At 71.1% G+C, this 22,067-nt stretch carries 20 protein-coding genes and 1 riboswitch; of the genes, 14 read left to right on the top strand and 6 right to left on the bottom strand.

The annotated features are described in order from the left end of the window. Positions 1-74 precede the first annotated feature (74 nt). Both ACFQV6_RS00810 and ACFQV6_RS00815 read left to right on the top strand, forming a co-directional pair. A complete protein-coding gene (locus tag ACFQV6_RS00810; protein ID WP_378025306.1) occupies positions 75-371 on the top strand; it encodes a DUF4193 domain-containing protein in 297 nt (98 codons plus the stop codon). Between the two features lie 145 nt (positions 372-516). Further along, entirely contained in the window at positions 517-1,401 is an 885-nt protein-coding gene (locus ACFQV6_RS00815) for a hypothetical protein (protein ID WP_378025307.1), read from the top strand. On the opposite strand, the gene ACFQV6_RS00820 is transcribed toward ACFQV6_RS00815, so the two are convergent. Next, a complete protein-coding gene (locus tag ACFQV6_RS00820; RefSeq protein ID WP_378025308.1) occupies positions 1,367-1,879 on the bottom strand; it encodes a DUF3093 domain-containing protein in 513 nt (170 codons plus the stop codon). The two genes, ACFQV6_RS00815 and ACFQV6_RS00820, sit on opposite strands and share 35 nt — an antisense overlap. A 93-nt stretch (positions 1,880-1,972) precedes the next feature. Between ACFQV6_RS00820 and dut the strand changes: the two genes are divergently transcribed. From dut to ACFQV6_RS00840, 4 genes are all read left to right on the top strand, one after another. Next, entirely contained in the window at positions 1,973-2,470 is a 498-nt protein-coding gene (gene dut / locus ACFQV6_RS00825; RefSeq protein WP_378025309.1) for a dUTP diphosphatase, read from the top strand. Further along, positions 2,457-3,098, top strand: coding sequence for a DUF3710 domain-containing protein (locus tag ACFQV6_RS00830; protein ID WP_378025310.1), 642 nt, complete (start codon positions 2,457-2,459; stop codon positions 3,096-3,098). Before dut ends, ACFQV6_RS00830 begins: the two co-directional genes overlap by 14 nt. A 117-nt stretch (positions 3,099-3,215) precedes the next feature. Next, on the top strand, positions 3,216-3,593 hold the full coding sequence (locus ACFQV6_RS00835) for an OB-fold nucleic acid binding domain-containing protein (RefSeq protein ID WP_378025311.1): 378 nt from the start codon (positions 3,216-3,218) through the stop codon (positions 3,591-3,593). Further along, positions 3,590-4,489 carry a DUF3159 domain-containing protein gene (locus ACFQV6_RS00840; RefSeq protein ID WP_378025312.1) on the top strand — a complete coding sequence of 300 codons (900 nt, stop codon included), beginning with the start codon at positions 3,590-3,592 and terminating at the stop codon, positions 4,487-4,489. The genes ACFQV6_RS00835 and ACFQV6_RS00840 overlap by 4 nt, the downstream gene beginning before the upstream one ends. Here ACFQV6_RS00840 and ACFQV6_RS00845 read toward each other — a convergent pair. Both ACFQV6_RS00845 and ACFQV6_RS00850 read right to left on the bottom strand, forming a co-directional pair. Then, positions 4,486-5,154 carry a potassium channel family protein gene (locus ACFQV6_RS00845; protein ID WP_378025758.1) on the bottom strand — a complete coding sequence of 223 codons (669 nt, stop codon included), beginning with the start codon at positions 5,152-5,154 and terminating at the stop codon, positions 4,486-4,488. The two genes, ACFQV6_RS00840 and ACFQV6_RS00845, sit on opposite strands and share 4 nt — an antisense overlap. After that, on the bottom strand, positions 5,151-5,816 hold the full coding sequence (locus ACFQV6_RS00850; RefSeq protein ID WP_378025313.1) for a potassium channel family protein: 666 nt from the start codon (positions 5,814-5,816) through the stop codon (positions 5,151-5,153). The genes ACFQV6_RS00845 and ACFQV6_RS00850 overlap by 4 nt, the downstream gene beginning before the upstream one ends. A 206-nt stretch (positions 5,817-6,022) precedes the next feature. Here ACFQV6_RS00850 and ACFQV6_RS00855 point away from each other — a divergent pair, with 206 nt between their 5' ends. Together ACFQV6_RS00855 and ACFQV6_RS00860 are read left to right on the top strand one after the other, a co-directional pair. After that, positions 6,023-8,053, top strand: coding sequence for an APC family permease (locus ACFQV6_RS00855; protein ID WP_378025314.1), 2,031 nt, complete (start codon positions 6,023-6,025; stop codon positions 8,051-8,053). Continuing rightward, entirely contained in the window at positions 8,050-9,324 is a 1,275-nt protein-coding gene (locus ACFQV6_RS00860) for a class I SAM-dependent RNA methyltransferase (protein WP_378025315.1), read from the top strand. The genes ACFQV6_RS00855 and ACFQV6_RS00860 overlap by 4 nt, the downstream gene beginning before the upstream one ends. Before the next feature lie 278 nt (positions 9,325-9,602). On the opposite strand, the gene ACFQV6_RS00865 is transcribed toward ACFQV6_RS00860, so the two are convergent. Continuing rightward, positions 9,603-10,463, bottom strand: a complete 861-nt coding sequence (locus ACFQV6_RS00865) for a bifunctional 5,10-methylenetetrahydrofolate dehydrogenase/5,10-methenyltetrahydrofolate cyclohydrolase (RefSeq protein ID WP_378025316.1) — start codon at positions 10,461-10,463, stop codon at positions 9,603-9,605. An 11-nt stretch (positions 10,464-10,474) separates the two neighbouring features. Then, positions 10,475-10,558, bottom strand: a riboswitch (ZMP/ZTP riboswitch). Between the two features lie 229 nt (positions 10,559-10,787). Between ACFQV6_RS00865 and dxs the strand changes: the two genes are divergently transcribed. From dxs to ACFQV6_RS00895, 6 genes are read left to right on the top strand one after another with little or no spacing between them, the layout of a single operon-like run. Continuing rightward, positions 10,788-12,719, top strand: coding sequence for a 1-deoxy-D-xylulose-5-phosphate synthase (gene dxs, locus ACFQV6_RS00870; RefSeq protein ID WP_378025317.1), 1,932 nt, complete (start codon positions 10,788-10,790; stop codon positions 12,717-12,719). A 54-nt stretch (positions 12,720-12,773) separates the two neighbouring features. Then, positions 12,774-14,099: a PQQ-binding-like beta-propeller repeat protein gene (locus ACFQV6_RS00875; protein ID WP_378025318.1), complete on the top strand. Its 1,326-nt coding sequence runs from the start codon at positions 12,774-12,776 to the stop codon at positions 14,097-14,099. A gap of 23 nt (positions 14,100-14,122) precedes the next feature. Beyond that, positions 14,123-15,478: a PQQ-binding-like beta-propeller repeat protein gene (locus ACFQV6_RS00880; RefSeq protein WP_378025319.1), complete on the top strand. Its 1,356-nt coding sequence runs from the start codon at positions 14,123-14,125 to the stop codon at positions 15,476-15,478. A 34-nt stretch (positions 15,479-15,512) separates the two neighbouring features. Further along, positions 15,513-16,808, top strand: coding sequence for a PQQ-binding-like beta-propeller repeat protein (locus ACFQV6_RS00885; RefSeq protein WP_378025320.1), 1,296 nt, complete (start codon positions 15,513-15,515; stop codon positions 16,806-16,808). Positions 16,809-16,848: 40 nt separating this feature from the next. Continuing rightward, complete coding sequence (locus ACFQV6_RS00890) at positions 16,849-17,523, top strand: response regulator transcription factor (RefSeq protein ID WP_378025321.1); 675 nt, start codon at positions 16,849-16,851, stop codon at positions 17,521-17,523. Next, the gene (locus ACFQV6_RS00895; RefSeq protein ID WP_378025322.1) at positions 17,520-18,764 is read left to right on the top strand and encodes a sensor histidine kinase; all 1,245 of its coding nucleotides are present in this window, start codon (positions 17,520-17,522) and stop codon (positions 18,762-18,764) included. Before ACFQV6_RS00890 ends, ACFQV6_RS00895 begins: the two co-directional genes overlap by 4 nt. Here ACFQV6_RS00895 and ACFQV6_RS00900 read toward each other — a convergent pair. Both ACFQV6_RS00900 and ACFQV6_RS00905 read right to left on the bottom strand, forming a co-directional pair. Continuing rightward, positions 18,761-20,821, bottom strand: coding sequence for a 3-hydroxyacyl-CoA dehydrogenase NAD-binding domain-containing protein (locus tag ACFQV6_RS00900; protein WP_378025323.1), 2,061 nt, complete (start codon positions 20,819-20,821; stop codon positions 18,761-18,763). The genes ACFQV6_RS00895 and ACFQV6_RS00900 overlap by 4 nt on opposite strands. Further along, positions 20,818-22,014 carry a thiolase family protein gene (locus ACFQV6_RS00905; protein WP_378025324.1) on the bottom strand — a complete coding sequence of 399 codons (1,197 nt, stop codon included), beginning with the start codon at positions 22,012-22,014 and terminating at the stop codon, positions 20,818-20,820. The genes ACFQV6_RS00900 and ACFQV6_RS00905 overlap by 4 nt, the downstream gene beginning before the upstream one ends. Positions 22,015-22,067: the final 53 nt, after the last annotated feature.

Here is a 22,067-nt window from a genome sequence, read left to right on the forward strand (position 1 = left end):
GATCCGGGAACCGAAACCTTGTCACCGGCGTTACTAACGCCAAGTGACACATCGATACAGGAGAGTGAAGACCGATGGCCACCGACTACGACGCCCCGCGTCGCGATGAGGTCGACCTCGGCGAGGACAGCCTCGAGGAGCTCAAGTCCCGCCGTGCCGACTCCCAGTCGGGCGCAGTGGATGTCGACGAGGTCGAGGTGGCGGAGAGCTTCGAGCTTCCCGGCGCCGACCTCGCCGACGAGGAGCTCACCGTCAAGGTGCTGCCGATGCAGTCCGACGAGTTCCGTTGCGCTCGCTGTTTCCTGGTCCACCACCGCAGCCAGCTGGCGGTGGAACGCAATGGGGACCTGATCTGCCGCGAGTGCGCCTGACCGCACTCGCGCGCGGCGCGCCGACCACCCGATCGCGAGAACGCGGTCGGGCGTACGGCGTTCGCCGTACGGGGTTCGACAGGGGGTTTGACCCTGGGTCATGACCGGGAACTGTGTCCGGTGACGGCCGATGGGGAGGACGACGATGAACTACGCGGATCGTACGACTGAGCCCGGCACCGAACCCGGCGCCGGCGACGCGGTCGAGCCTGCCCGATCCGAGCCGGCCCGATCCGAGCCTGCCCTGCCCGAGCCCGCCCAGGCCCCGGGTACCGACGTGGAGCTGGGCCGCACCGTCGCGGCCCTCACCTCCGACGAACTGGAACCGGCCGGCCGGCGGCGGCTGCTGGGCCGTCTCGCCGGCGACGTACGCGCCCGCGGCATCGGCCGGCTGTTCCGCCCGAAGGCGGCGCTGCGCTGGATGACCGACGCGGTCGCGGACGTGGCTCCGCACGTCCCGGTCCGGGACCTGGTGACGCTGCGGCGGCACTTTCCCGGCATGGACGACGAGGAGCTGGCCGAGCGCCTGATCCGCAACGCCGCGCGGGCGACCGCCGGGGTGGGCGCGGCGGGTGGCGGGATCGCCTCGGTCGAGTGGGTCGCGACACCGACCCTGCTCTCGGCGCCGGTGCTGCTGGCCACCGAGACGGTCGCCGTGGTGGCGATCGAGATCAAGCTGATCGGCGAGCTGCACGAGGTGTACGGCCGCCCGATCACCGGCCCCGCCCCCGAGCGGGCCATGAAGCTGGTCGAGGCCTGGTCGGGCCAGCGCGGGGTGAACCCGATGATCCCGGGCGTGGGTGTGGCCACCGTGCTCGGTACGGCGGCCCGCAAGGAGCTGCAGAAGACCCTGCTCAAGCGGTTCGGGCGCAACCTGACCACGCTGGGCCCGATGCTGACCGGTGCGGCGGTGGCGAGTTACCTCAACCGGCGGGCCAGCCGGGCGCTCGGCGACAAGCTCCGCGAGGACCTGCGCAAGAACCGGCCCCCGGAGGTCACGACGGCTGAGCGGCGCGCTCTCGGCGACTGACCTCGAGCAGCGCGGTGGCCAGCTCGACCGGGTGACGGGTGCTGATCACCCAATAGGGTGTCGGGTCGGCCGGGTCGTCGAGCAGCACCTGCACGGCCGGACCGATCCAGGGCCGCTGGATCACGAAGGCGAGCGGGTGGGCGCCGACACCCAGGGCCTCGCGCTTGCCGGCGGCGTCCAGCGCCACCACGTCCGAGATCACCGCGACCGGCAGGCGGGCGTCGTCGACCTGGAACTCGCCGGCGGTCACCCGCACCGGCAGCCGGCCGGCCGGGACCAGCAGCAGCACGCTGAGCGGGAGCAGCACCGCGTACGGCAGCCAGGCGGGCAGATCGGGCAGCCCCAGCATCAGCTCGGTGGCGAGGATCGCGGCGGTGGTGGGCGTGGCCGGCCACGCCCACCACGGGAGGCTGAGCCGTTCCTGATGGGCCGCTTCCGGAGGTGCCGCTGCCGGACGGGCCGGGGACTCGGGTGTCACCCTCGAAGGGTACGGCGCGCCTCCGTTGCCGGGCGCGGCAGGATGGCAGGGTAGGTGCCGCCCGCACGCCCGCAGAGAGTGAGGATCGTCCCTGTGACTGACGTGGTGATCCAGGTCCGGCAGCTCGACCCGGATCTGCCCCTCCCGGCGTACGCCCACCCCGGTGACGCCGGCGCGGACCTGTTCGCGGCCGAGGAGGTGGAGATCGCGCCGGGTGCCCGTGCCAAGGTGCGCACCGGGCTGGCGATCGCCCTCCCGCAGGGGTATGTGGGTCTGGTGCACCCCCGATCCGGGCTGGCGGCTCGCCTCGGCGTGACGGTCCTCAACGCGCCCGGTACGGTCGACGCTGGTTACCGCGGCGAGATTCTGGTGATCCTGATCAACCACGATCCACGGAACACCGTCAAGATCTCCCGCGGGGACCGGATCGCCCAGCTCGTGGTCCAGCGGGTGGAGCGAGCGTCGTTCCACGTCGTGGACAGCCTCGACGACACGGCTCGGGGAGCGGGCGGGCACGGTTCGACCGGCGGCCACGCAGCGCTGCCCGGGCAGCAGATTCCAACGGAAGGTGTCAGTGATGTTCTCCCGTAAGCGCGAGCCGAAGCACGTTCGCGCGGCCGACGCGCCGCCCTCGAAGGCGCTCGCCGACAGCCTCGTCGCCGACGGCGAGGCCCCGGCGCCCGAGACCGGCCCGTGGGACGTCAAGCACGCTCCGGACGGGGTGCAGCGACTCGATCTCGGCAGCCTCCAGATCCCCGCGGTCGAGGGCGTCGAGGTGCGGGTGCAGGCCAATCCGGACGGCGGCGTCGAGCAGATCGTGCTGGTGGACGGCGACAGTGCCCTGCAGTTGGGTGTGTTCGCGGCACCGCGTACCGAGGGGATCTGGGACGAGGTGCGCGCCGAGATCGCCGAGGCGATGGCCGCGGACGGTGTGAGCCCGCTCGAGATCGACGGCAGGTACGGCATCGAGCTGAAGGCCCGGGTCAACACGCCGGACGGGCCGGCCGACGTCCGCTTCGTCGGTGTGGACGGGCCGCGCTGGATGGTTCGCGCGCTCTACCAGGGCGCGGCGGCCTCCGACCCGGCGCGTGAGGGCATCCTCGGCGAGGTGCTCGGCGGGCTCGTGGTGGTGCGGGACGACGAACCCCGCCCGGTCCGCGAGCCGCTTCCGCTGCGCCTGCCGAAGGAGATGGCCGAGCAGGGCCAGCAGGCCGAATAACCGACCTTGAGTGATCCACGTCACCGATGCGCTTCGGGCGTACCGTGGGGTTCGGGCCCGCGCGCACACTGTGCCGTCCGAGACCCGCGTTGCGTCCAGGAAGGTGACTGCGGAGTCATGACCACCGAAGAGCGCACCGGTCTGCGCAAGTTCCTCAGCCGGCTCACAGCCAGCGAGGAGCAGCTCGACGCGGAACAGTTGCAGCGGGACAGCGCCAAGTGCGGTGCGGTCCCGGCGGGGGATTGTCAGCGGGGTCAGGTCGTCTCGGTGTCGGGACGACTGCGGACCGTGGCGTACACTCCTCGCACGAATCTGCCGACGCTGGAGGCAGACCTCTACGACGGCAGCGACGTGGTCACGCTGGTCTTCCTGGGGCGCCGGTCGATCACCGGCATCGAACCGGGGCGCCAGCTCACCGCGCGCGGCCGGATCGCCGTCCGGGACGACCGTAAGGTGATCTACAACCCGTACTACGAGCTGGAGGCGCCCCGGTGACTGGCAGCGATCCGCGCCACGCCGCGCACGAGTCGGTCGAGGAGCGGATCGCGGAGGAGATCGTCGAAGAACTCGATCTTCATCCGCTCGCTGACCAGATCATCGAGGAGAGCGGGCTCAACCCGAAGCCCCTTCCCGGTGCGGCGGCGACGCCGGTGGCCGGGCGCACGACGAAGGACGACGACGAGGAAGAGCCCTTCCCGTCGATGAGCGAGCAGATCGCCGAGCAACTCGGCGGTGTGCGCGGTCTTGTCGAGTCGAGCCTCCCGGTGCTCACCTTCGTCCTGCTGAACGTGCTGCTCGGCGAGTCGGTGGCGGGCCTGGAGAAGCGCCAGGCCCTGCTCTGGGCGATCATCGGTTCGGTCGGTTCGGCGCTGGTCATCGGAGCCGTCCGGCTGGCACGCCGGCAGCCGATCCGGCACGCGGTCAACGGGCTCTTCGGCATCGCGATCGGCGCCTGGCTGGCGTGGCGCACCGGTGACGCCAAGAACTTCTACCTGCCCGGCATCCTGCTCACCTTCGGGCAGGCAGCGGTGCTGCTGCTCTCCGTGGTGTTCCGCAAGCCGCTGATCGGCTACGCCTGGGGCATCATGGCCAACAAGGGGCACCAGGACTGGTTCGGCAACGCCCGGCTCTTCCGGACCTTCCAGTGGCTCACCCTGCTCTGGGTGGTCTCCCTCTGCCTGCGCGCCGGCATTCAGTACTACCTGTATCTGGCCGACGAGGCGAACGCGCTCGGCATCGTCCGGATCCTGGTGAGCTGGCCGATCTACGCCGCGACCTTCGCCTACACCGCGTGGGCGATCCACCGGGTGACCTCGGCACAGCGCCGCGATGCCGAGCCTGCCGACACTGCCCCGGCCGTGGGGGACACGCAGGCACAGGGCAACGCCTAGGCGTCGCCGATCACCACGGCGCGGATCTGGTCCTCCACCTCGCTGGTGCACACGAAGATCAGCTCGTCGCCGGCCTCCAGCGGGTCGTCCGGGGTCGGCACCACCACCCGCTTGCCGCGCAGGATGGCCACCAGGGCCACGTCACGGGGCATCGGGACCTCGCGCAGCGGCTGACCCTCGTAGGGCGCGTTGCGGGGCAGCGTGATCTCGACCAGGTTCGCCTCGCCCTGCCGGAAGGTCATCAGCCGGACCAGGTCGCCGACCGTCACCGCCTCCTCGACGAGCGCGGCCATCAGGCGCGGCTTGCTGACCGCGACGTCGACGCCCCACTGCTCGTTGAAGAGCCACTCGTTCTCGGCGCGGTTGACCCGGGCCACCACCCGCGCCACCGCGAACTCCGTCTTGGCGAGCAGCGAGACCACCAGGTTCGCCTTGTCGTCGCCGGTGGCGGCCACCACCACGTCGCAGGACGCCAGGTCGGCCTCCTCCAGGCTGGTCAGCTCGCAGGCGTCGGCGAGCACCCACCGCGCCTGCGGCACCCGCTCGGGGCAGAGCTGCCGGGGCTGCCGCTCGATGAGCATCACTTCGTGCCCGTTGCCGATCAGTTCCTGCGCGATGGACCGGCCGACGTTCCCGGCCCCGGCGATGGCGATGCGCATGGTCAGAGACCTTCCTTGTCGGCGCGCTCGGCGATGTCCAGCACGTTGCCGACGGTTTCGTCGGTCACCAGCAGGAAGACCTGGTCACCGTCCTGGAGCACGGTGGAGGGCTGGGCGAGCAGACCCATACCGAACCTCGTGAGGTACGCGACGCGCGCTCCGGTCCGCTCCTCCAGGTATTTCACCGGCTGCCCGATCCAGTCGCGGTGCAGTGGCGCCTCCACGATGCTGACCACGCTCGTCGGGTCCCGGAACACCTCGTACCGATCCTCGGGGACGAGGAAGCGGAACATCCGGTCGGCGGCCCACCGGATCGTCGCGATCGTCGGGATGCCAAGCCGCTCGTAGACCTGGGCACGCCGGGAGTCGTAGATCCGGGCCACCACCCGGCTCACGCCGAACGTCTCCCGGGCCAGGCGAGCCGAGATGATGTTGGAGTTGTCGCCGCTGGAGACCGCCGCGAAGGCGTCCGCCCGCTCGATGCCGGAGGCACGCAGGACGTCGCGGTCGAAGCCGATCCCGTTGACCGTGACGCCGCCGAAATTGTCGCCCAGCCTGCGGAAGGACTCGGCGTCCCTGTCGATCACGGCCACGTGATGACCCTGCGCGTCAAGCTTCTGAGCCAGCGTGGAACCGAGCCGGCCGCACCCCATGATCACCACGTGCACGGTTCGTGCCCTCCCGAATCACTACGGACGAGTGAGCCTCTTTCAACGTGGCGAGGGCCTCGGCCGCCGGCACCGGACAACGGCCCGGCAGCTTCAGGCCCGATGCCAGGTTGAAAATTGCTCAGTGTGAGCCTGCCATGCGCCTTCCACCACCGGTGTCCGGGGCGCCCTCCGCGGCTCACCGGGCGCCCGTACTCTTGGCACTCGTGGCGAGTACCACCTCTCTAGCCAAGCGGCTGCTTCTGGGCAGGCCGTTCCGCTCGGACCGGCTGCAGCACACGCTGCTGCCGAAGCGGATCGCGCTGCCCGTTTTCGCGAGCGACGCGCTTTCCAGCGTGGCGTACGCACCCGACGAGATCCTGCTGACCCTCTCCATCGCCGGCACCGCCGCCTACGTCTATTCGCCCTGGGTGACGCTCGCGGTCGCCGTGGTGATGGTGACGGTGGTCGCCAGCTATCGGCAGAACGTCCACGCGTACCCGTCCGGTGGCGGTGACTACGAGGTGGCCACGGTCAACCTGGGTCCCAGGGCCGGACTCGGTGTGGCGAGCGCCCTGCTCGTCGACTACATCCTCACGGTCGCCGTCTCCGTCTCCTCGGGGGTCAGCAACCTGGGCTCGGTGGTGCCCTGGGTGGCGGAGAACAAGGTCGGCGTGGCCATCGCCGCGGTGATCCTGCTCAGCGCCCTCAACCTGCGCGGGCTGCGTGAATCCGGTACGGCGTTCGCGGTGCCCACGTACCTGTTCATCATCATGATCGTCGGCATGATCGCCACCGGCCTGATCCGGATCTTCGTGCTCGGCCAGGACCTGCAGGCGCCCAGTGCCAGCCTGGTGATCGACGCCGAGGAGCACCACTTCACCGAGATCGGCTTCGTGTTCCTGCTGCTGCGGACGTTCTCCTCCGGTTGCGCGGCACTGACCGGGGTCGAGGCGATCTCCAACGGCGTACCCGCCTTCAAGAAGCCGAAGAGCAAGAACGCGGCGACCACGCTGATGCTGCTCGGCGGCCTGGCGATCGTGATGCTCTTCGGCATCATCGCGCTCGCTCGCGCCACCCACCTGCAATACGTCGAGAACGAGGCACTGCAGATCCTGTCCGGCCCGCCGAACTACGTGCAGAAGACGGTGACCACCCAGCTGGCCGAGACGGTGTTCGGCGCCGGATCGGTGATGTTCATCCTGGTCGGCGCGGTCACCGCGATGATCCTCTTCCTGGCCGCCAACACCGCGTTCAACGGCTTCCCGGTGCTCGGCTCGATCCTCGCGCAGGACCGGTACCTGCCACGGCAGCTGCACACCCGGGGCGATCGCCTGGCGTTCAGCAACGGCATCACCTTCCTGGCGGTCGCGGCGATGGTGCTCATCGTCGCCTTCCAGGCCGAGGTCACCCGCCTGATCCAGCTCTACATCGTCGGCGTCTTCGTCTCCTTCACGCTGTCCCAGCTGGGCATGATCCTGCACTGGAACAGGCTGCTGCGGAATCAGCGAGATCCGGAACGCCGCCGGCGCATGTTCCGGTCCCGGGCCATCAACGCGTTCGGCATGTGCCTCACCGGCGCCGTCCTGATCGTCGTCCTGATCACCAAGTTCCTACTGGGTGCGTGGATCGCGATCACCATGATGGTGGTCATCTACGGGCTGATGGTCGCCATCCACCGGCACTACACGCGGGTCGCCCAGGAGCTGACGCCGACCGAGGAACGGCCGGTGCTGCCGTCGCGCAACCACGCCGTCGTCCTGGTCAGCAAGGTGCACATGCCGACGCTGCGTGCGCTCGCCTACGCGCAGGCGACCCGCCCGGACACGCTCACCGCGGTCACCGTCAACGTCGACGACAAGGACACCCGCAACATCCAGCAGGAGTGGGAACGGCGACAGCTGCCGGTGCCGCTGACCGTCGTCGACTCGCCCTACCGGGAGATCACCCGGCCGATCATCGACTTCGTCAAGAGCGTGCGCCGCTCCTCGCCCCGCGACGTGGTCACCGTCTTCGTCCCGGAATACGTGGTCGGGCGCTGGTGGGAGAATCTGCTGCACAACCAGAGCGCCCTGCGGATCAAGGGCCGGCTGCTCTTCGAGCCCGGCGTGATGGTCACCAGCGTGCCGTGGCAGCTGCGCTCCAGCCAGGACCGCGACCTCGAACGCCTGGACCGCGGCCTGACCCGGGCACCGGCCCGCGGACCTCGCCAGCGCGGCGAGACACCCGAACCACCCCGACCCAGCGAGGAAAAATGACCGCCGACCCCACCGAACTCGTCCAGGGCGACCGGGTCGAGGTGACCGCCGGAGCCCCGGCTCACGGCGGCCACTGCGTCGCCCGCATCGGCGGACCGCACGGCCAGGTGGTCTTCGTCCGGCACGCGCTGCCCGGCGAGCGGGTCACCGTCGAGATCACCGAGCTGCACCGCGGCTATCTGCGGGGTGACGCCGTGGAGATCCACGAGGCCTCACCGGACCGCGTCACGCCGCCCTGTCCCTACGCCCATCCGGGCGGGTGCGGCGGCTGCGACCTCCAGCACGTCGCAGGCGACGCACAGCTGCGCTGGAAGACCTCGGTGGTCCGGGAACAGCTCGAGCGTCTGGCCGGTCTCAAAGATCATCCGGTACGGGTGGAAGCACTACCCGGCCCGGACGACGCGACACGCCTGCTCGGCTGGCGCAGCCGGGTCCGCTACGCCGTCGACGCCGCCGACCACCCCGGCCTGCTCCAGCACCGGTCCCACCAGGTCGTCCGGATCGACCGGTGCCTGATCGCCCACCCGGCGATCCAGGACCTCGACCTGCTCCAGCGCGACTGGACCGACGCCGACGCACTGCAGGCGGTCGCCTCGACGGGCGGGGACGTGGCGGTCCTCGCTCGCCCGGCCGGCAGCCGCGCCCCACAGCCGGCTGACGACCTCGGCGAGCCCGCGTCGGGGGGACTCGTCCGGCTGTCCGGGCCCGACGAGGTGTCCGAAATTGCCGATGGGCGGGCGTTCCGCGTACCGCCTGAGGGCTTCTGGCAGGTGCACCCAGCCGCGGCCGACACGCTCGTCGGTGTCGTCCTGGAGATGTTGCGTCCCGCCGAGGGCGAGGCCGCCTGGGACCTGTACGGGGGAGCCGGCCTGTTCGCGGCTGCCCTGGCGGCGCGGACCGGTGCGCGGACCATCGTGGTGGAGTCGTCGTCGATCGGTGTGGCGGCGGCTCGGGCCAACCTGGCGGATCTGCCCTCGGTGGAGGTGGTGGCGGCCAAGGTCGAGGTCGCGCTGCAACGGCGGCGGGTCGCCGGGCCGGTCGATCTCGTGGTGCTCGATCCGCCGCGGACGGGTGCCGGCGCGCAGGTGGTTCGGGCGGTGGCGGAGGCCGGGCCGCGGGCTGTCGCCTATGTGGCCTGTGATCCGGCTGCGCTGGCGCGGGATCTGAAGACGTTCCGGTCGCTGGGGTGGCGGGTCGCTGAGGTACGCGCCTTCGACTGCTTCCCGATGACCCAGCACATCGAGTCCGTAGCCCTCCTCCTCCCCACCTGACACGTCCCCGCCCCGCCGCTCGCGGCTCCGCCCTCCGCCCTCCGCCCTCCGCGGTCTTGTGGGGTTGCGCAGCGGCGGTGAGCCGTAACTCCACAAGATCGCGGGAAGGGGCGGCGGCGGGCGGGCGCGTACGGAGCGGCGGGCGGGCGCGGACGGAGCGGCGGGCGGGCGCGGACGGAGCGGCGGGCGGGCGCGGACGGAGCGGCGGGGCCGACGGGCTTAAGGCGGCTGGCGGCGGGGCGGGGCGGGGGACGGGTTGGTGTTGGGCAGGGTGGTGATCAGGGCGTGGCGCGCTCGGCGGCGGAGACGGCGTTGCGGAAGAGCATGGCGACTGTGGTGGGGCCTACGCCGCCGACTCGGGGTGTGATGGCGCCGGCCACGTCGGCGCAGGACTCGTCGACGTCGGGGAGGAGGCGGCGGCCCTCGTAGCGGACGCCGGCGCCGACCACGACGGCGCCGGGTTTCACGTGGTCGGGCTGGATGATGCCGGGTACGCCGGCGGCGGCGATCAGGACGTCGGCGCGGCGGGTGTAGCGGTCCCAGTCGGGTACGCCGGTGTGCACGACGGTGACGGCGGCGTTGGCGGTGGGGCGCTTCTGGGCGAGCAGCATGGCCAGCGGGCGGCCCAGGGTGGCGCCGCGACCGAGAATGACCACTTCGCGGCCGGAGATCGGGATGTTGTGGAAGGCGAGCAGCGCCTCGATGCCGGCGGGGGTGCAGGGGAGCGGGCCGGGGAGGCCGACCGCGAGGCGGCCCATGTTGAGCGGGTGCATGCCGTCGACGTCCTTGTCGGGGTCGAGGGTCTGCAGGGCCGCGTCGTAGTCCAGGTGGGCCGGGATCGGGTACTGGATGAGGACGCCGTGCACGTCCTTGTCGTCGTTGAAGCCGGCGATCACGCGGAGCAGGTCGTCCTGGGTGATGTCGCCGCTCAGGTGCTCGTGCGGCGAGGCGAAGCCCAACTCGGCCGCCTGCTTCTGCTTGATCCGGATGTAGCCGGCGCTGGCGTCGTCGTCACCGACCAGGATGGTGGCGAGGCTGGGCTGGACCCCGCGCTCCCTGAGGCGGGCGACGCGTGCCTTGACGTCGTCGAGAACGGCCTCGGCGACGGGTGCGCCGGGAAGCAAACGAGCGTTGGACATGTGTCTCCTCAGCCGGGAGCCCAGGCGGTCGACTCCTCGTGACGAGCTCCCCGATGGTTCCGACCATCCCTGTGCCGCCAGTCGCTTCGTACCCTCCAGGATGCCAGGGCCCTACGGGAGGGATGCCGGGACCCTCCGGGATGACGGGATGACGGGATGACGGGATGACGGGAAGGCGGGAAGGCGGGAAGGCGGGAAGCGGGGCGGCAGGACGGGCGACCGCCCGGATTGTCCGGAAGGGGGATGTGGAGGTTGTGTGGAGGGCATGGCTCCAGCCGTTCGCTCCAGTCGCGTTGCGGCGCGGCCCGGATAGACTCCACCCTCATGAGCGACTCCCCCTCGAGCCCGGCCGGCCTGCTGACGACCATCACCGCCCCCGGTGACCTGAAGCGACTGACCACGGAGCAGTTGACCCTGCTCGCGGCCGAGATCCGAGACTTCCTCGTTGCCAAGGTCTCCCGCACCGGTGGGCACCTCGGACCGAACCTGGGCGTGGTCGAGATGACCCTCGCCATGCACCGGGTCTTCGATTCGCCGCGGGACAAGGTTCTCTTCGACACCGGTCACCAGTCATACGTACACAAGATCGTGACGGGCCGGCAGGACGGCTTCGACCTGCTCCGCCAGCGGGGTGGCCTCACCGGCTACCCGAGCCAGGCGGAGAGCGAGCACGACCTCATCGAGAACTCGCACGCCTCCACCGCTCTGTCGTATGCGGACGGTCTGGCCAAGGCGTTCGCGCTGCGCGGTGAGGACCGTCACGTGGTCGCCGTCGTCGGTGACGGCGCCCTGACCGGCGGCATGTGCTGGGAGGCGCTCAACAACATCGCCGCCAGCCGCAACCGGCTGGTCATCGTCGTCAACGACAACGGCCGCTCCTACGCGCCGACCATCGGCGGGCTCGCCGACCACCTCTCCACGCTGCGCCTCAACCCGGGCTACGAGAAGGTTCTCGACCTGGTGAAGGACGCGCTCGGCCAGACGCCCGTGGTGGGCAAGCCGGTCTTCGAGGTGCTGCACGCGGTCAAGCGGGGCATCAAGGACGCGGTCAGCCCGCAGCCGATGTTCGAGGACCTCGGCCTGAAATACATCGGGCCGGTCGACGGGCACGACCTGCAGGCGATGGAGTCGGCATTGCGCCGGGCGAAGGGCTTCGACGCACCGGTGATCGTGCACGCCGTCACCCGCAAGGGCTACGGCTACCGCCCCGCCGAGCAGGACGAGGCGGACTGCCTGCACGGCCCGAGCAGCGCCTTCGACGTGGAGACCGGCAAGCTGCTCGCCGCTCCCACGCTGAAGTGGACGAAGGTCTTCGCCGAGGAGCTGGTGAAGATCGCCGACGAGCGCCCGGACGTGGTGGGCATCACCGCCGCGATGGCCGAGCCGACCGGCATCGCCGCCCTGGCGAAGAAGTATCCGGAGCGGACATACGACGTGGGGATCGCCGAGCAGCACGCGGCGACGAGCGCGGCCGGTCTGGCGATGGGCGGGTTGCACCCGGTGGTCGCGGTCTACGCGACGTTCCTGAACCGGGCGTTCGACCAGGTGCTGCTCGACGTCGCGATGCACCGGCTGCCGGTGACCTTCGTGCTGGACCGGGCCGGGATCACCGGGCCGGACGGGCCGAGCCACTACGGCATGTGGGACATGAGCGTCTTCGGTGTGGTGCCGGGCATGCGGATCGCCGCGCCCAGGGACGCCGCGACGCTGCGCGAGGAGCTGCGTGAGGCGGTCGCCGTCGACGACGGCCCGACGATCGTGCGGTTCCCGACCGGCTCCGTCGCGCCGGACATGCCGGCGCTGCGCCGGGTCGGCCAGGTGGACGTGCTGCGTGAGGACGAGCGCAAGGACATCCTGCTGGTCGCGGTGGGTTCGTTCGCCGGGCTGGGACTGGACGTCGCGGAGCGGCTCGCCGAGCAGGGGTACGGCGTGACCGTCGTCGACCCTCGCTGGGTGCGCCCGGTCCCGATCGAGCTGACCGGCCTGGCCGCCCGGCACCGGTATGTGGTGACCTGCGAGGACGGCGTGCGCGCCGGTGGCGTCGGTGACGCCGTGGCGAGTGCCCTGCGCGACGCCGGGGTGACCGTGCCGCTGCGCGACTTCGGTGTGCCGGTCGGCTTCCACCCGCACGGCAGCCGGGCGGAGGTCCTCACCAGCGTCGGGCTGACCGCGCAGGACATCGCCCGGGACGTGACCGGGTGGGTGTCCGGCCTGGAGGAATCCGCGCCGGTCGGGGAGTCGCAAGCCTCGATCTGATCTTGGGGGTCGCCACGACGGGCGCTTTTGTTACGCAACCGTTACCTTTGATGGATGGGCGCGGACACCTTCAGCGACATCGCCGTCATCGACCTCGGCCTGGAACGCGGAGAGCCCGAGTCGTACCACCGGCCGGGGCGGCGCACGACGCCGTCCTGGTTCGGTCCGGCGCTCGTCGCCGTCCTGCTGCTGCTCACCACCGCGGCCTCGGTGCCACCGGCCCCCGCGCCGATCGCCGAGGTGCTGCGGGTTCCGATCGGGCCCGGTGATCCGTACGCCATCACCGGCGGCCGTCTGCTCGTCCAGTCGGCGGGGCTGCTCAGCTCGTACCGGCTGGCCGACGGTGAGCGGCACTGGCAGGTGGTCCAGAACGAGCCGGTCTATCGCCTGCGGACGGCCGGCGGGCTCCTGCTGCTGCAACCGTCGACGGTCCGCGGCGTGGACCCGGGCACCACGGCCGTGGCCCTGACCAGTGGTGATCGGCAGTGGCACACCCCGCACAACGTGGTCGCCTTCCCCGGTGCCTCGCTGCTGTTCGCGGTGGACGGTGTGCGCAGCTCGTCCAGCGGCCGGCGCCGGGTGCAGAACACGGTCGAGGTGCTGGACCCGGCGATCGGCCTGGCCCGCTGGCGGGTGCGGGTGCCGAACACCGCAGTGCTGACCAGCGTGCCCGGTACCGGCGGCGGGCCGTCCTGGATCATGCTCGTGCGCGACGATCAGGTCGCCGACCTCTACGACGTGACGAGCGGCGCCCACCTGGCCAGCCGGAAGCTTCCGATGACCGATTACGATCCCGACAACCCGGTGGCCGTCGGTGGTGTGGTGCTGCTGCGGCACCCCGGCTCGTACGGGATCCAGGTCTCCGCCTATGACGCGGGGACGCTCCAGCCGTTGTGGACCAGGCTGGCGCGAGGGACCGAGCGGGTGCGTGCGTGCGGCGAGCTGGCCTGCCTGACGGGGCGCAACGGCGTCCGGGCCATCGAGACGGGTACCGGGGCCGAGCGCTGGCGGCAGCCGGCCTGGCGGTCGATCGAGCGGTTCGGCAGCCGGACCGTCGCCTACGGGCCGACGGCCACCGGCACCGACCAGCCGGTGGCCGAGGTGGACCCGGCGACCGGCCAGGTGCTCACCGATCTGACCGGGTGGAAGCCGGTTCCCGGTACGGCCGAGGACGGGGAACTGCTGGTCACCCGGGAGATCGACCCGGGTCCGCGTACCATGGTCGCGGTCGTGGCGGCGGGCCTCGATCGGCCGCGACTCTTCACCGAGCTGCCGGAGGGCACCGGTGACTGCCAGGCCACCGCGGATCGCCTGGTCTGCCGGTCGATGTACGACGAGTTGATCGTCTGGGAGCATCGGGCGAGCACGGTGGCGGGCTGAAGGCGTACGAAAAAGGGGTGGTCGTGGCACTGATCGAGCTGGACCGCGACGCCCCGCTCGAGCAGGCACCCGGCCGGCGCCCCCCGCCCTGGCGCTACCGGCACGCCGGCCTGCTGATGACCGCGGTGCTGATGCTCGCCCTCGGCGGAGCGGCGCCCTACGCCGCGACGCTCTGGCGGGAGCTGGGCACGATCGGTCAGGCGGGCGACCCGGAAACCCCGATCCAACTGGCCGGCGGGCGGCTCTACACGGTGGGTATGTCCGAGCGATACCACGAGGTGACGGCCTGGGCGCTGGACGGGCCGCCGCGCCGTGTCTGGACCGCCCGGACGCCGATCGGGATGAGTTACAACCCGGTCAGCGGCTACTTCGGCGCGTTCACCGTCCGGCAAGCGGGCGACGTCGTGCTCCTGTCCGAGGGTTTCGCCACCACCGCGCTGGACAAGCGCACCGGGCAGACCCGCTGGACGTTGCCGCTCGCGGTGTGGCTGCTCGGCACCGGCGGCGTCGGGCTGGCCGCGGAGCAGGTCTTCCGGCCGGGCACCGTCTACGACCAGGCCTCCGGCGACCCGGGGGCGCTCTACTTCTCGGCGACCGGTGAACCGCACACCGAACCGCCCGTCCGCACCCAGGTCCACGGTGTGGATCTGGCCACCGGCGAGGTCCGCTGGACCACGACGCCGGGTGGCTCGGTGACCGTCGACCCGGTGCACGGTGACGTGCCGGCCGTCCTGATCACCTCGTCGGACCGGCTCACCCTGCACGACGGGGACACCGGTGACGTCCGCGCCGAGGTGGCCCTGCCCGAGCTGAACGGTTCCGGGCCGGTGACCGCCTCGGTGGCCGGTGACGTGGCCCTGATCAGCTATCGGGATCCGGGGCAGCAGGTGGCGTACGACGTGCGGACCCTGCGGCGGCTCTGGAGCCGGGACCTGCCCGAGGTGCCGGGCGACGTACCGGACTGCCGGCAGGTGATCTGCTGGGGCCCGCGCAACGACCTGTACATCCTGGACCCGGCCACGGGAGAGCCGGCCTGGCCGGCGAACGGGGACATCGACATCACGGTGCGGGCCGGTTTCGTGCTGGAGACCAAGGTCCGGACCGGCCGGCCGGATCGGCTCGCCGACCTCCGGGACGGTACGAACCGGGTGGTCCTGACCGGCTGGGACCGGGTGCTTCCGGGGGATCCGGACGCGACGGTGGTGGTCCGGCGCGACGGCGACGACGGCGGGCAGATCTTCGCGGCGGTGCGGCCGGGGCACCCCGAGCTGCGGATCCTCGGTACGGCCGACGTGGACTCCGACGACTGCGCCGCCGACGACCACCGCCTGGTCTGCCGCGACAGTTCGGGATTGCGCGTCTGGGCGTACCGGATCTGACCTCCGACCCGGCACAATGAAGCCGGAGGCCAGGATGAGCGGTGTCCTGATCGATCTCGGCGAGGTGCCGCGGGGTGCCCCGCGCCCGCGGGCTGCCGCGATCCCCGCGCCCCCGGTGCCCTACGGATTCCTGCTCGTCCTGCTCTGCGCCCTGCTCCTCGTCTCGCTCAGCGGCGCCGCGCCACCGCACCGGCCGGTGCTGCCGGTCCCGGTCCCCGCCGTGCTCGGTGACGCCATCCGGGTGGCCGGTGACCGGCTCTTCGTGATCAGTCCCGCGCGGACGACTGGTCGGCGGACCATCCGGACCTACCAGCTGCCGGACGCCACCCTGCTCTCCGAACACACCCTGACGGTCAACGGTGACGTGCTCTCCGTCGACGTGGCGGGAGACCTGATGCTGGTCACCGTGCAGGACGAGCGGACCATCAGGTTCGGCACCATCACGCTGCGCCCGGGGTCGAACCAGCCGCTCTGGCAGCGCCCGGTCCTGCTCCAGGGTGTCTCGGCGGCCGACGGCCTGGCCCTGGTCCGTGAGGAGGGCGCGGATTTCGGGGAGGCGTACTGGCACGGTGTGGACCTGCACACCGGTGCCGTGCGCTGGACGGTGCACCAGAACGGCCAGGACGACGTGGCGGTGTCGAGCTACGGCAAGGGCTATCCGCAGTGGCTCTACGTGCTGACCGGTGACGGGCGGCTGGAGGCTCGGGACACGCGTACCGGTCGGCCGGCGGCGACCGTGACCGTGCCGGAGGGCCGGTCCGGCTCCACCTCGCTCTGGACCGCGGGGAATCTGGTGCTGGTCGGCGCCGGCGGCTCCGGTACCACCGGGTACGACATGAACGCCGGGCTCCAGCCGCGCTGGCGCAGCGGCATGAACCTGAGCTGGTACCGCGGACCGGTCACCTGCGGCGAGTTCATCTGCGCGTTCCTGCCACAGCGCGGCATCCTGGTGATCGACCCGCTGACCGGGCGGGAGCGCTGGTCGTCGGACCGCTGGGACTACGCCGACCGGGTCGGCGGCCATCTGCTCAGCGTCATGCCCGGCACCGCGTATCCCCGGCTCTACGTGCTCGACCCGGCGACCGGTGACGTGCTCGGCGACGCCGGTCTCTGGCAGAGCGCCGGGCCGGGGCCGGAGCCGGAGACCGCGTACGTGCTGCGGACCGTTTCCGGTCAGGATCGGATCTGGTACGGCGTACTCGACCTGACCACCCTGCGGATCCGGGTGCTCGGCGCGGCCGACGACGTCTCCGGCGACTGCCACTTCTCCGCCGGCGCGCTGGTGTGCCGCCGGATCGACGCCACCGTCGGGGTGTGGCGCATTCGGTAGCCTTCACCTCGGGATTCATGTTTGGCCGGTGGAGGTCGCGGTGCGAGTGCTGGTGGTTGAGGACGAGCGGAACCTGGCCGACGCCATCGTGCGCGGGCTGCGCCGCAAGGGCATGGCCGTGGACGTGGCGTACGACGGGCTCGAAGGGCACGAGATGGCCTACGTGACCCGCTACGACGTGGTGGTGCTCGACCGGGACCTGCCCGGGATGCACGGCGACGACATCTGTGCCGATCTGGTCGCGCGCGGCGCGCTGACCCGGGTGCTGATGCTCACCGCCAGCAGCACTGTCGCCGACCGGGTGGAGGGTCTTGAACTCGGCGCCGACGACTACCTGGCGAAGCCGTTCGCCTTCGAGGAGCTGGTGGCCCGGGTGCAGGCGCTCGGCCGGCGGGCCACCCCGGCCGCGCCGCCGGTGCTGACCGTCGGCAACCTGGTGCTGGACCAGACCCGGCGGGTGGTGACCCGCGGCGGCGCGCCGATCGAGCTCACCAACAAGGAGTTCGGCGTGCTGGAGGAGCTGCTCAAGGCCAAGGGCGGCGTGGTGTCCAGCGAGGAGCTGCTGGAACGCGTCTGGGACGCCAACACCGACCCCTTCACCACCACCGTACGGGTGACCATCAACACGCTGCGCAAGAAGATCAGTGACCCGCCCCTGATCGAGACGGTGGTCGGCGCCGGTTACCGGGTGCCGGATCCGGTTGTGGCTTCGTGACCGTCTATCTCGGGCAGACCCGCAGCCGGCGGCGGTTCCAGCCGCGTAACACGCTGCGGCTGCGGCTCACCCTGCTCAACGGCATCCTGCTGGTCGGGGCCGGTGTCGCGCTCGTGCTGCTCGCCTGGCTGCTGGTCGGGCAGTCACTGCACCCGATCGACGAGCTGCGCGCCGGGTCAACGGTGACGCTCGCCGACGGCCACACCCGGGAGGCGCTGGCCTGGCAGACCGACATGGTCGAGCAGGCCTCCCGCGAGCTGCTCCTCAAAGGACTCAGCGCGCTCGTCGCGATCGGGATCATCGGCATCGCCGGGGCGTACGTGGTGGCCGGTCGCGCGCTGCGGCCCCTGCACCACGTGACCCAGACCGCCCAGCGACTCGGTGAGGAGACGCTGGACCAGCGGATCCGCTACTCCGGTGCGGACGACGAGGTGGCCGACCTCGCCCGGACGTTCGACGCGATGCTGGATCGGCTGGCGGCCGCTTTCGATTCGCAGAAACGGTTCGTCGCCAACGCCTCGCACGAGCTGCGGACACCGCTCGCGGTCATGCGTACCGAGATCGACGTGACGCTCAGCGACGACGAGGCGGATGTCGCCGAGTACCGGCGGATGGCGAAGGTGGTCCGCAACGCCTCGGAGCGGGCGAACGGCCTGGTCGACGCGCTGCTGGTGCTGGCCCGCTCGGAGGCGCAGTCCGGGCGGCGGCTGGTCCGCAAGGTCCCGGCGGACATGGCGACGAGCGTCCACAACGCGCTCTCCGCGGTGAGGGTCGAGGCGGAGCGGATGAAGCTGGAGGTCACCACGGAGCTGGAGCCGGCGCCCGTGGTCGGTGACCCGAGCCTGCTGGACCGGCTGGCCGGCAACCTGATCGAGAACGCGATCCGCTACAACCACCTGCTCGGGCGGCTCTGGCTGCGGACCGGGTCGGTGAACGGGCTGGCCGTGCTGGTGGTCGGCAACACCGGGTACGAGGTGGAGCCCGCGGACGTGCCGGGGCTCTTCGAGCCGTTCCAGCGGGGCGGCTGGGAGCGGACCGGGTCGCGTGGCTCCGGCCTGGGCCTGTCGATCGTCCGGGCGGTCTGCGACGCGCACGGCGGCACGGTCTCCGCGGTGGCTCAGGAGGGTGGCGGGCTGGAGGTCACGGTGTCGCTGCCGGCCGCCGACACGACGCCCGTGGTGGCCGCGACCGCCAGCGTGAAGCCCCGCCCGGATCGGACGGGGCTCCAGCAGAAGACCTAGCCGCGGACGTTCGCCATGCCGTCGGGCAGGAACCGCTTGCCGGTGACCCGCTCGGCGGTGCCGCTGCGGTCCAGGTACGGCGTGATCCCACCGAGGTGGAACGGGTACCCGGCGCCGAGGATCATGCACAGGTCGATGTCCTGTGCCTCGGCGACCACACCCTCGTCGAGCATGATCCGAATCTCCTGTGCGAGAGCTTCGAGCGCCTTGGCCCGTACCTCATCGGCGGTCAACGGCGCCGAGCCGATCTCCAGGACCTTGACCACCTCGGGGTTGACCTCGTCGTCGACGAGCAGCGGCAGGCCGGCGTCGACGATCTTCTTGAGGTTGGGGGAGTCCACGTAGCGGTCCGGGAAGGCCGTGTGCAGCGTCTCGCCCACGTGGTACGCCACCGCCGGGCCGACCAGCTGGAGCAGCGCGATCGGGCGCATCGGCAGGCCCAGCGGGTCGAACGCCTCGTTGACCACCTCGAGCGGCGTGCCGGCGTCGACAGCCTTGAAGACCTCGCTGGTGAAACGGGTCAGCACCCGGTTGACCACGAACGCCGGGGCGTCCTTGACCAGCACCGACGACTTCTTCAGCTGCTTGCCGACCTCGAACGCGGTGGCCAGCGTGGGGTCGTCGGTCCGCTCGCCCTTGATGATCTCGAGGAGCGGGAGGACCGCGACCGGGTTGAAGAAGTGGAAGCCGACAACCCGCTCCGGGTGCTCCAGGTCGGCGGCCATCTCGGTGATCGACAGCGAGCTGGTGTTCGTCGCCAGGATCGCCTCGGCGGAGACGATCTTCTCGAGCTCGGCCCAGATCTGCTTCTTCAGGTCGAGGTTCTCGAAGACCGCCTCGATCACGAAGTCGGCGTCCGCGAAGACCGACTTGTCGACCGAGCCGCTGATCAGGCCGCGCAGCTTGGCCGCGGTGCCCTCGTCCATCCGCCGCTTGCCGACCAGCTTGTCGATCTGCTCGTTGACGTAGGCCACGCCCTTGTCGACACGCGCCTGGTCGAGATCGGTCAGAACCACCGGCACCTGAAGGCGGCGCAGGAAGAGCAGGGCCAGCTGCGACGCCATCAGGCCGGCACCGATGATGCCGACCTTGGTGACCTTACGAGCAAGGGCTTTGTCGGGTACGCCTACCGGTCGCTTCGCCCGGCGCTGCACCAGGTCGAACGCGTAGAGGCTGGCGCGGGACTCGTCACCCATGATCAGGTCGGCGAGGGCCTCGGTCTCGGCCGCGGTGCCGTCTTCGAAGGACGCCTCCTTGGCCAGGGCGAGCAGCTCCAGAGCCTTGTTGGCGGACGGGACCGCGCCGTGCAGCTTCTCGTCGAGCTGCTGCTTGGCGAACCAGAGCACGCCGTCCCACATGTCCCTGTCGATTTCGGGACGCTCGACGGTGACCTCGCCCTTGACCACGCCGGCGGCCCACGCGAGCGAGCTCTCCAGGAAGTCGGCGGCCTCGAAGAGCGCGTCGGCGACGCCCATCTCCTTCGCCTGCTTCGGGCGCAGCACCTTCTGGGTCAGCGGGTTCTGCAGGATGACCTGCGCCGCGCCCGGTGCGCCGATCAGGTTCGGCAGCAGCTGGCTGCCACCCCAGCCGGGAACCAGGCCGATCGCGACCTCGGGCAGGCCGAGCGCGGCCGCGCCGGTGGAGACGGTGCGGTAGTGGCAGTGCAGGGCGACCTCGAGGCCGCCGCCGAGCGCCGCGCCGTTCACGAACGCGAACGTCGGGATCTCGCTGTTCTTCAGCCGGGCGAACACCCGGTGGCCCAGCGCACCCAGCTCGACGGCCTGCTCACGGTCCTTGATCAGCGGCATGCCGGTGATGTCGGCACCCACACAGAAGATGTACGGCTTGCCGGTCACCGCGATGAACGACGGGCCCGCCTCGGTGGCCTTGGTGATCGCCTCGTCCAGCGAGGTCAGCCCACCCGGGCCGAAGCTGTTCGGCTTCTTGTGGTCGAAACCGTTGTCGAGCGTGATCAGGGCCGCGGGCTTGTCGAGCCCGGGGACGGTTACCAGGCGGACGATCGCCTTGGTGACTACCTCGTTCGGGTTCTCGATCACTTCGCCGCGCCTTCCCAGTTCGGGTTCTCCCAGATCACGGTGCCGCCCATGCCGATGCCGATGCACATGGCGGTGAGGCCGTAACGGACCTCGGGGTGCTCGGCGAAGTGCCGGGCGAGCTGCGTCATCAGGCGCACGCCGGAGGACGCCAGGGGGTGGCCGATGGCGATCGCGCCGCCCCACGGGTTCACCCGCGGGTCGTCGTCGGCGATGCCGTAGTGATCGAGGAACGCGAGGACCTGCACCGCGAACGCCTCGTTCAGCTCGAACAGGCCGATGTCGCCGATGGTGAGGCCGGCCTTCTTCAGGGCCTTCTCGGTCGACGGGATCGGGCCGTACCCCATGATCTCGGGCTCGACGCCGACGAAGCCGAACGACACCATCCGCATGGCGACCGGCAGGCCCAGCTCGCGGGCCGTCGCCTCGTCGGCGAGCAGGGCCGCGGTGGCGCCGTCGTTCAGACCGGCCGCGTTGCCCGCGGTGACCCGGCCGTGCGGGCGGAACGGGGTCTTCAGCGTGGCGAGCTTCTCCATCGAGGTCTCGCGGGGCGCCTCGTCGACGGTGGCCAGGCCCCAGCCCAGCTCGGCGCTGCGGATCGCGACCGGGACCAGGTCCGGCTGGAGCTTTCCGTTCGCGTACGCCTTGGCGGTCTTGATCTGCGAGTTCAGCCCGTACGCGTCCACCCGCTCCTTGGTGATCTGCGGCAGGCGGTCGTGCAGGTTCTCCGCGGTCGAGCCCATCACCAGCGCCGACGGGTCGACGAGCTTCTCGGTCAGGATCCGCGGGTTCGGGTCGACGCCCTCGCCCATCGGGTGCCGGCCCATGTGCTCGACACCGCCGGCGATCGCCACGTCATAGGCGCCCATGGCGATGCCACCGGCGACGTTGGTCACCGCGGTCATCGCGCCGGCGCACATCCGGTCGATCGCGTAGCCCGGGACGGTCTTGGGCAGGCCGGACAGCAGGGCCGCGGTCCGGCCGATGGTCAGGCCCTGGTCACCGGTCTGGGTGGTGGCCGCGATCGCGACCTCGTCCACCCGCTCCGGCGGGAGCTGAGGATTGCGCTTGATCAGCTCTCGGATGCAGCGGATCACCAGGTCGTCGGCGCGGGTCTCGGCATACATGCCGCCCGCCTTGCCGAACGGGGTGCGGACGCCGTCGACGAAGACGACCTCGCGTACTTCACGGGGCACAGCAAGCCTCCTTGCGGGCGTGAACCCAAATGTGTCGGCAATGCTACTCGCGA

The organism is Actinoplanes sp. GCM10030250 (assembly GCF_042666575.1).
Taxonomy (GTDB): domain Bacteria; phylum Actinomycetota; class Actinomycetes; order Mycobacteriales; family Micromonosporaceae; genus Actinoplanes.

Coding starts and splice junctions, on each gene's coding strand:
- ACFQV6_RS00810 (WP_378025306.1), top strand. CDS start 75: ATGGCCACCGACTACGACGCCCCGCGTCGCGATGAGGTCGACCTCGGC.
- ACFQV6_RS00815 (WP_378025307.1), top strand. CDS start 517: ATGAACTACGCGGATCGTACGACTGAGCCCGGCACCGAACCCGGCGCC.
- ACFQV6_RS00830 (WP_378025310.1), top strand. CDS start 2,457: ATGTTCTCCCGTAAGCGCGAGCCGAAGCACGTTCGCGCGGCCGACGCG.
- ACFQV6_RS00835 (WP_378025311.1), top strand. CDS start 3,216: ATGACCACCGAAGAGCGCACCGGTCTGCGCAAGTTCCTCAGCCGGCTC.
- ACFQV6_RS00860 (WP_378025315.1), top strand. CDS start 8,050: ATGACCGCCGACCCCACCGAACTCGTCCAGGGCGACCGGGTCGAGGTG.
- ACFQV6_RS00865 (WP_378025316.1), bottom strand. CDS start 10,463: ATGTCCAACGCTCGTTTGCTTCCCGGCGCACCCGTCGCCGAGGCCGTT.
- dxs (WP_378025317.1), top strand. CDS start 10,788: ATGAGCGACTCCCCCTCGAGCCCGGCCGGCCTGCTGACGACCATCACC.
- ACFQV6_RS00875 (WP_378025318.1), top strand. CDS start 12,774: ATGGGCGCGGACACCTTCAGCGACATCGCCGTCATCGACCTCGGCCTG.
- ACFQV6_RS00885 (WP_378025320.1), top strand. CDS start 15,513: ATGAGCGGTGTCCTGATCGATCTCGGCGAGGTGCCGCGGGGTGCCCCG.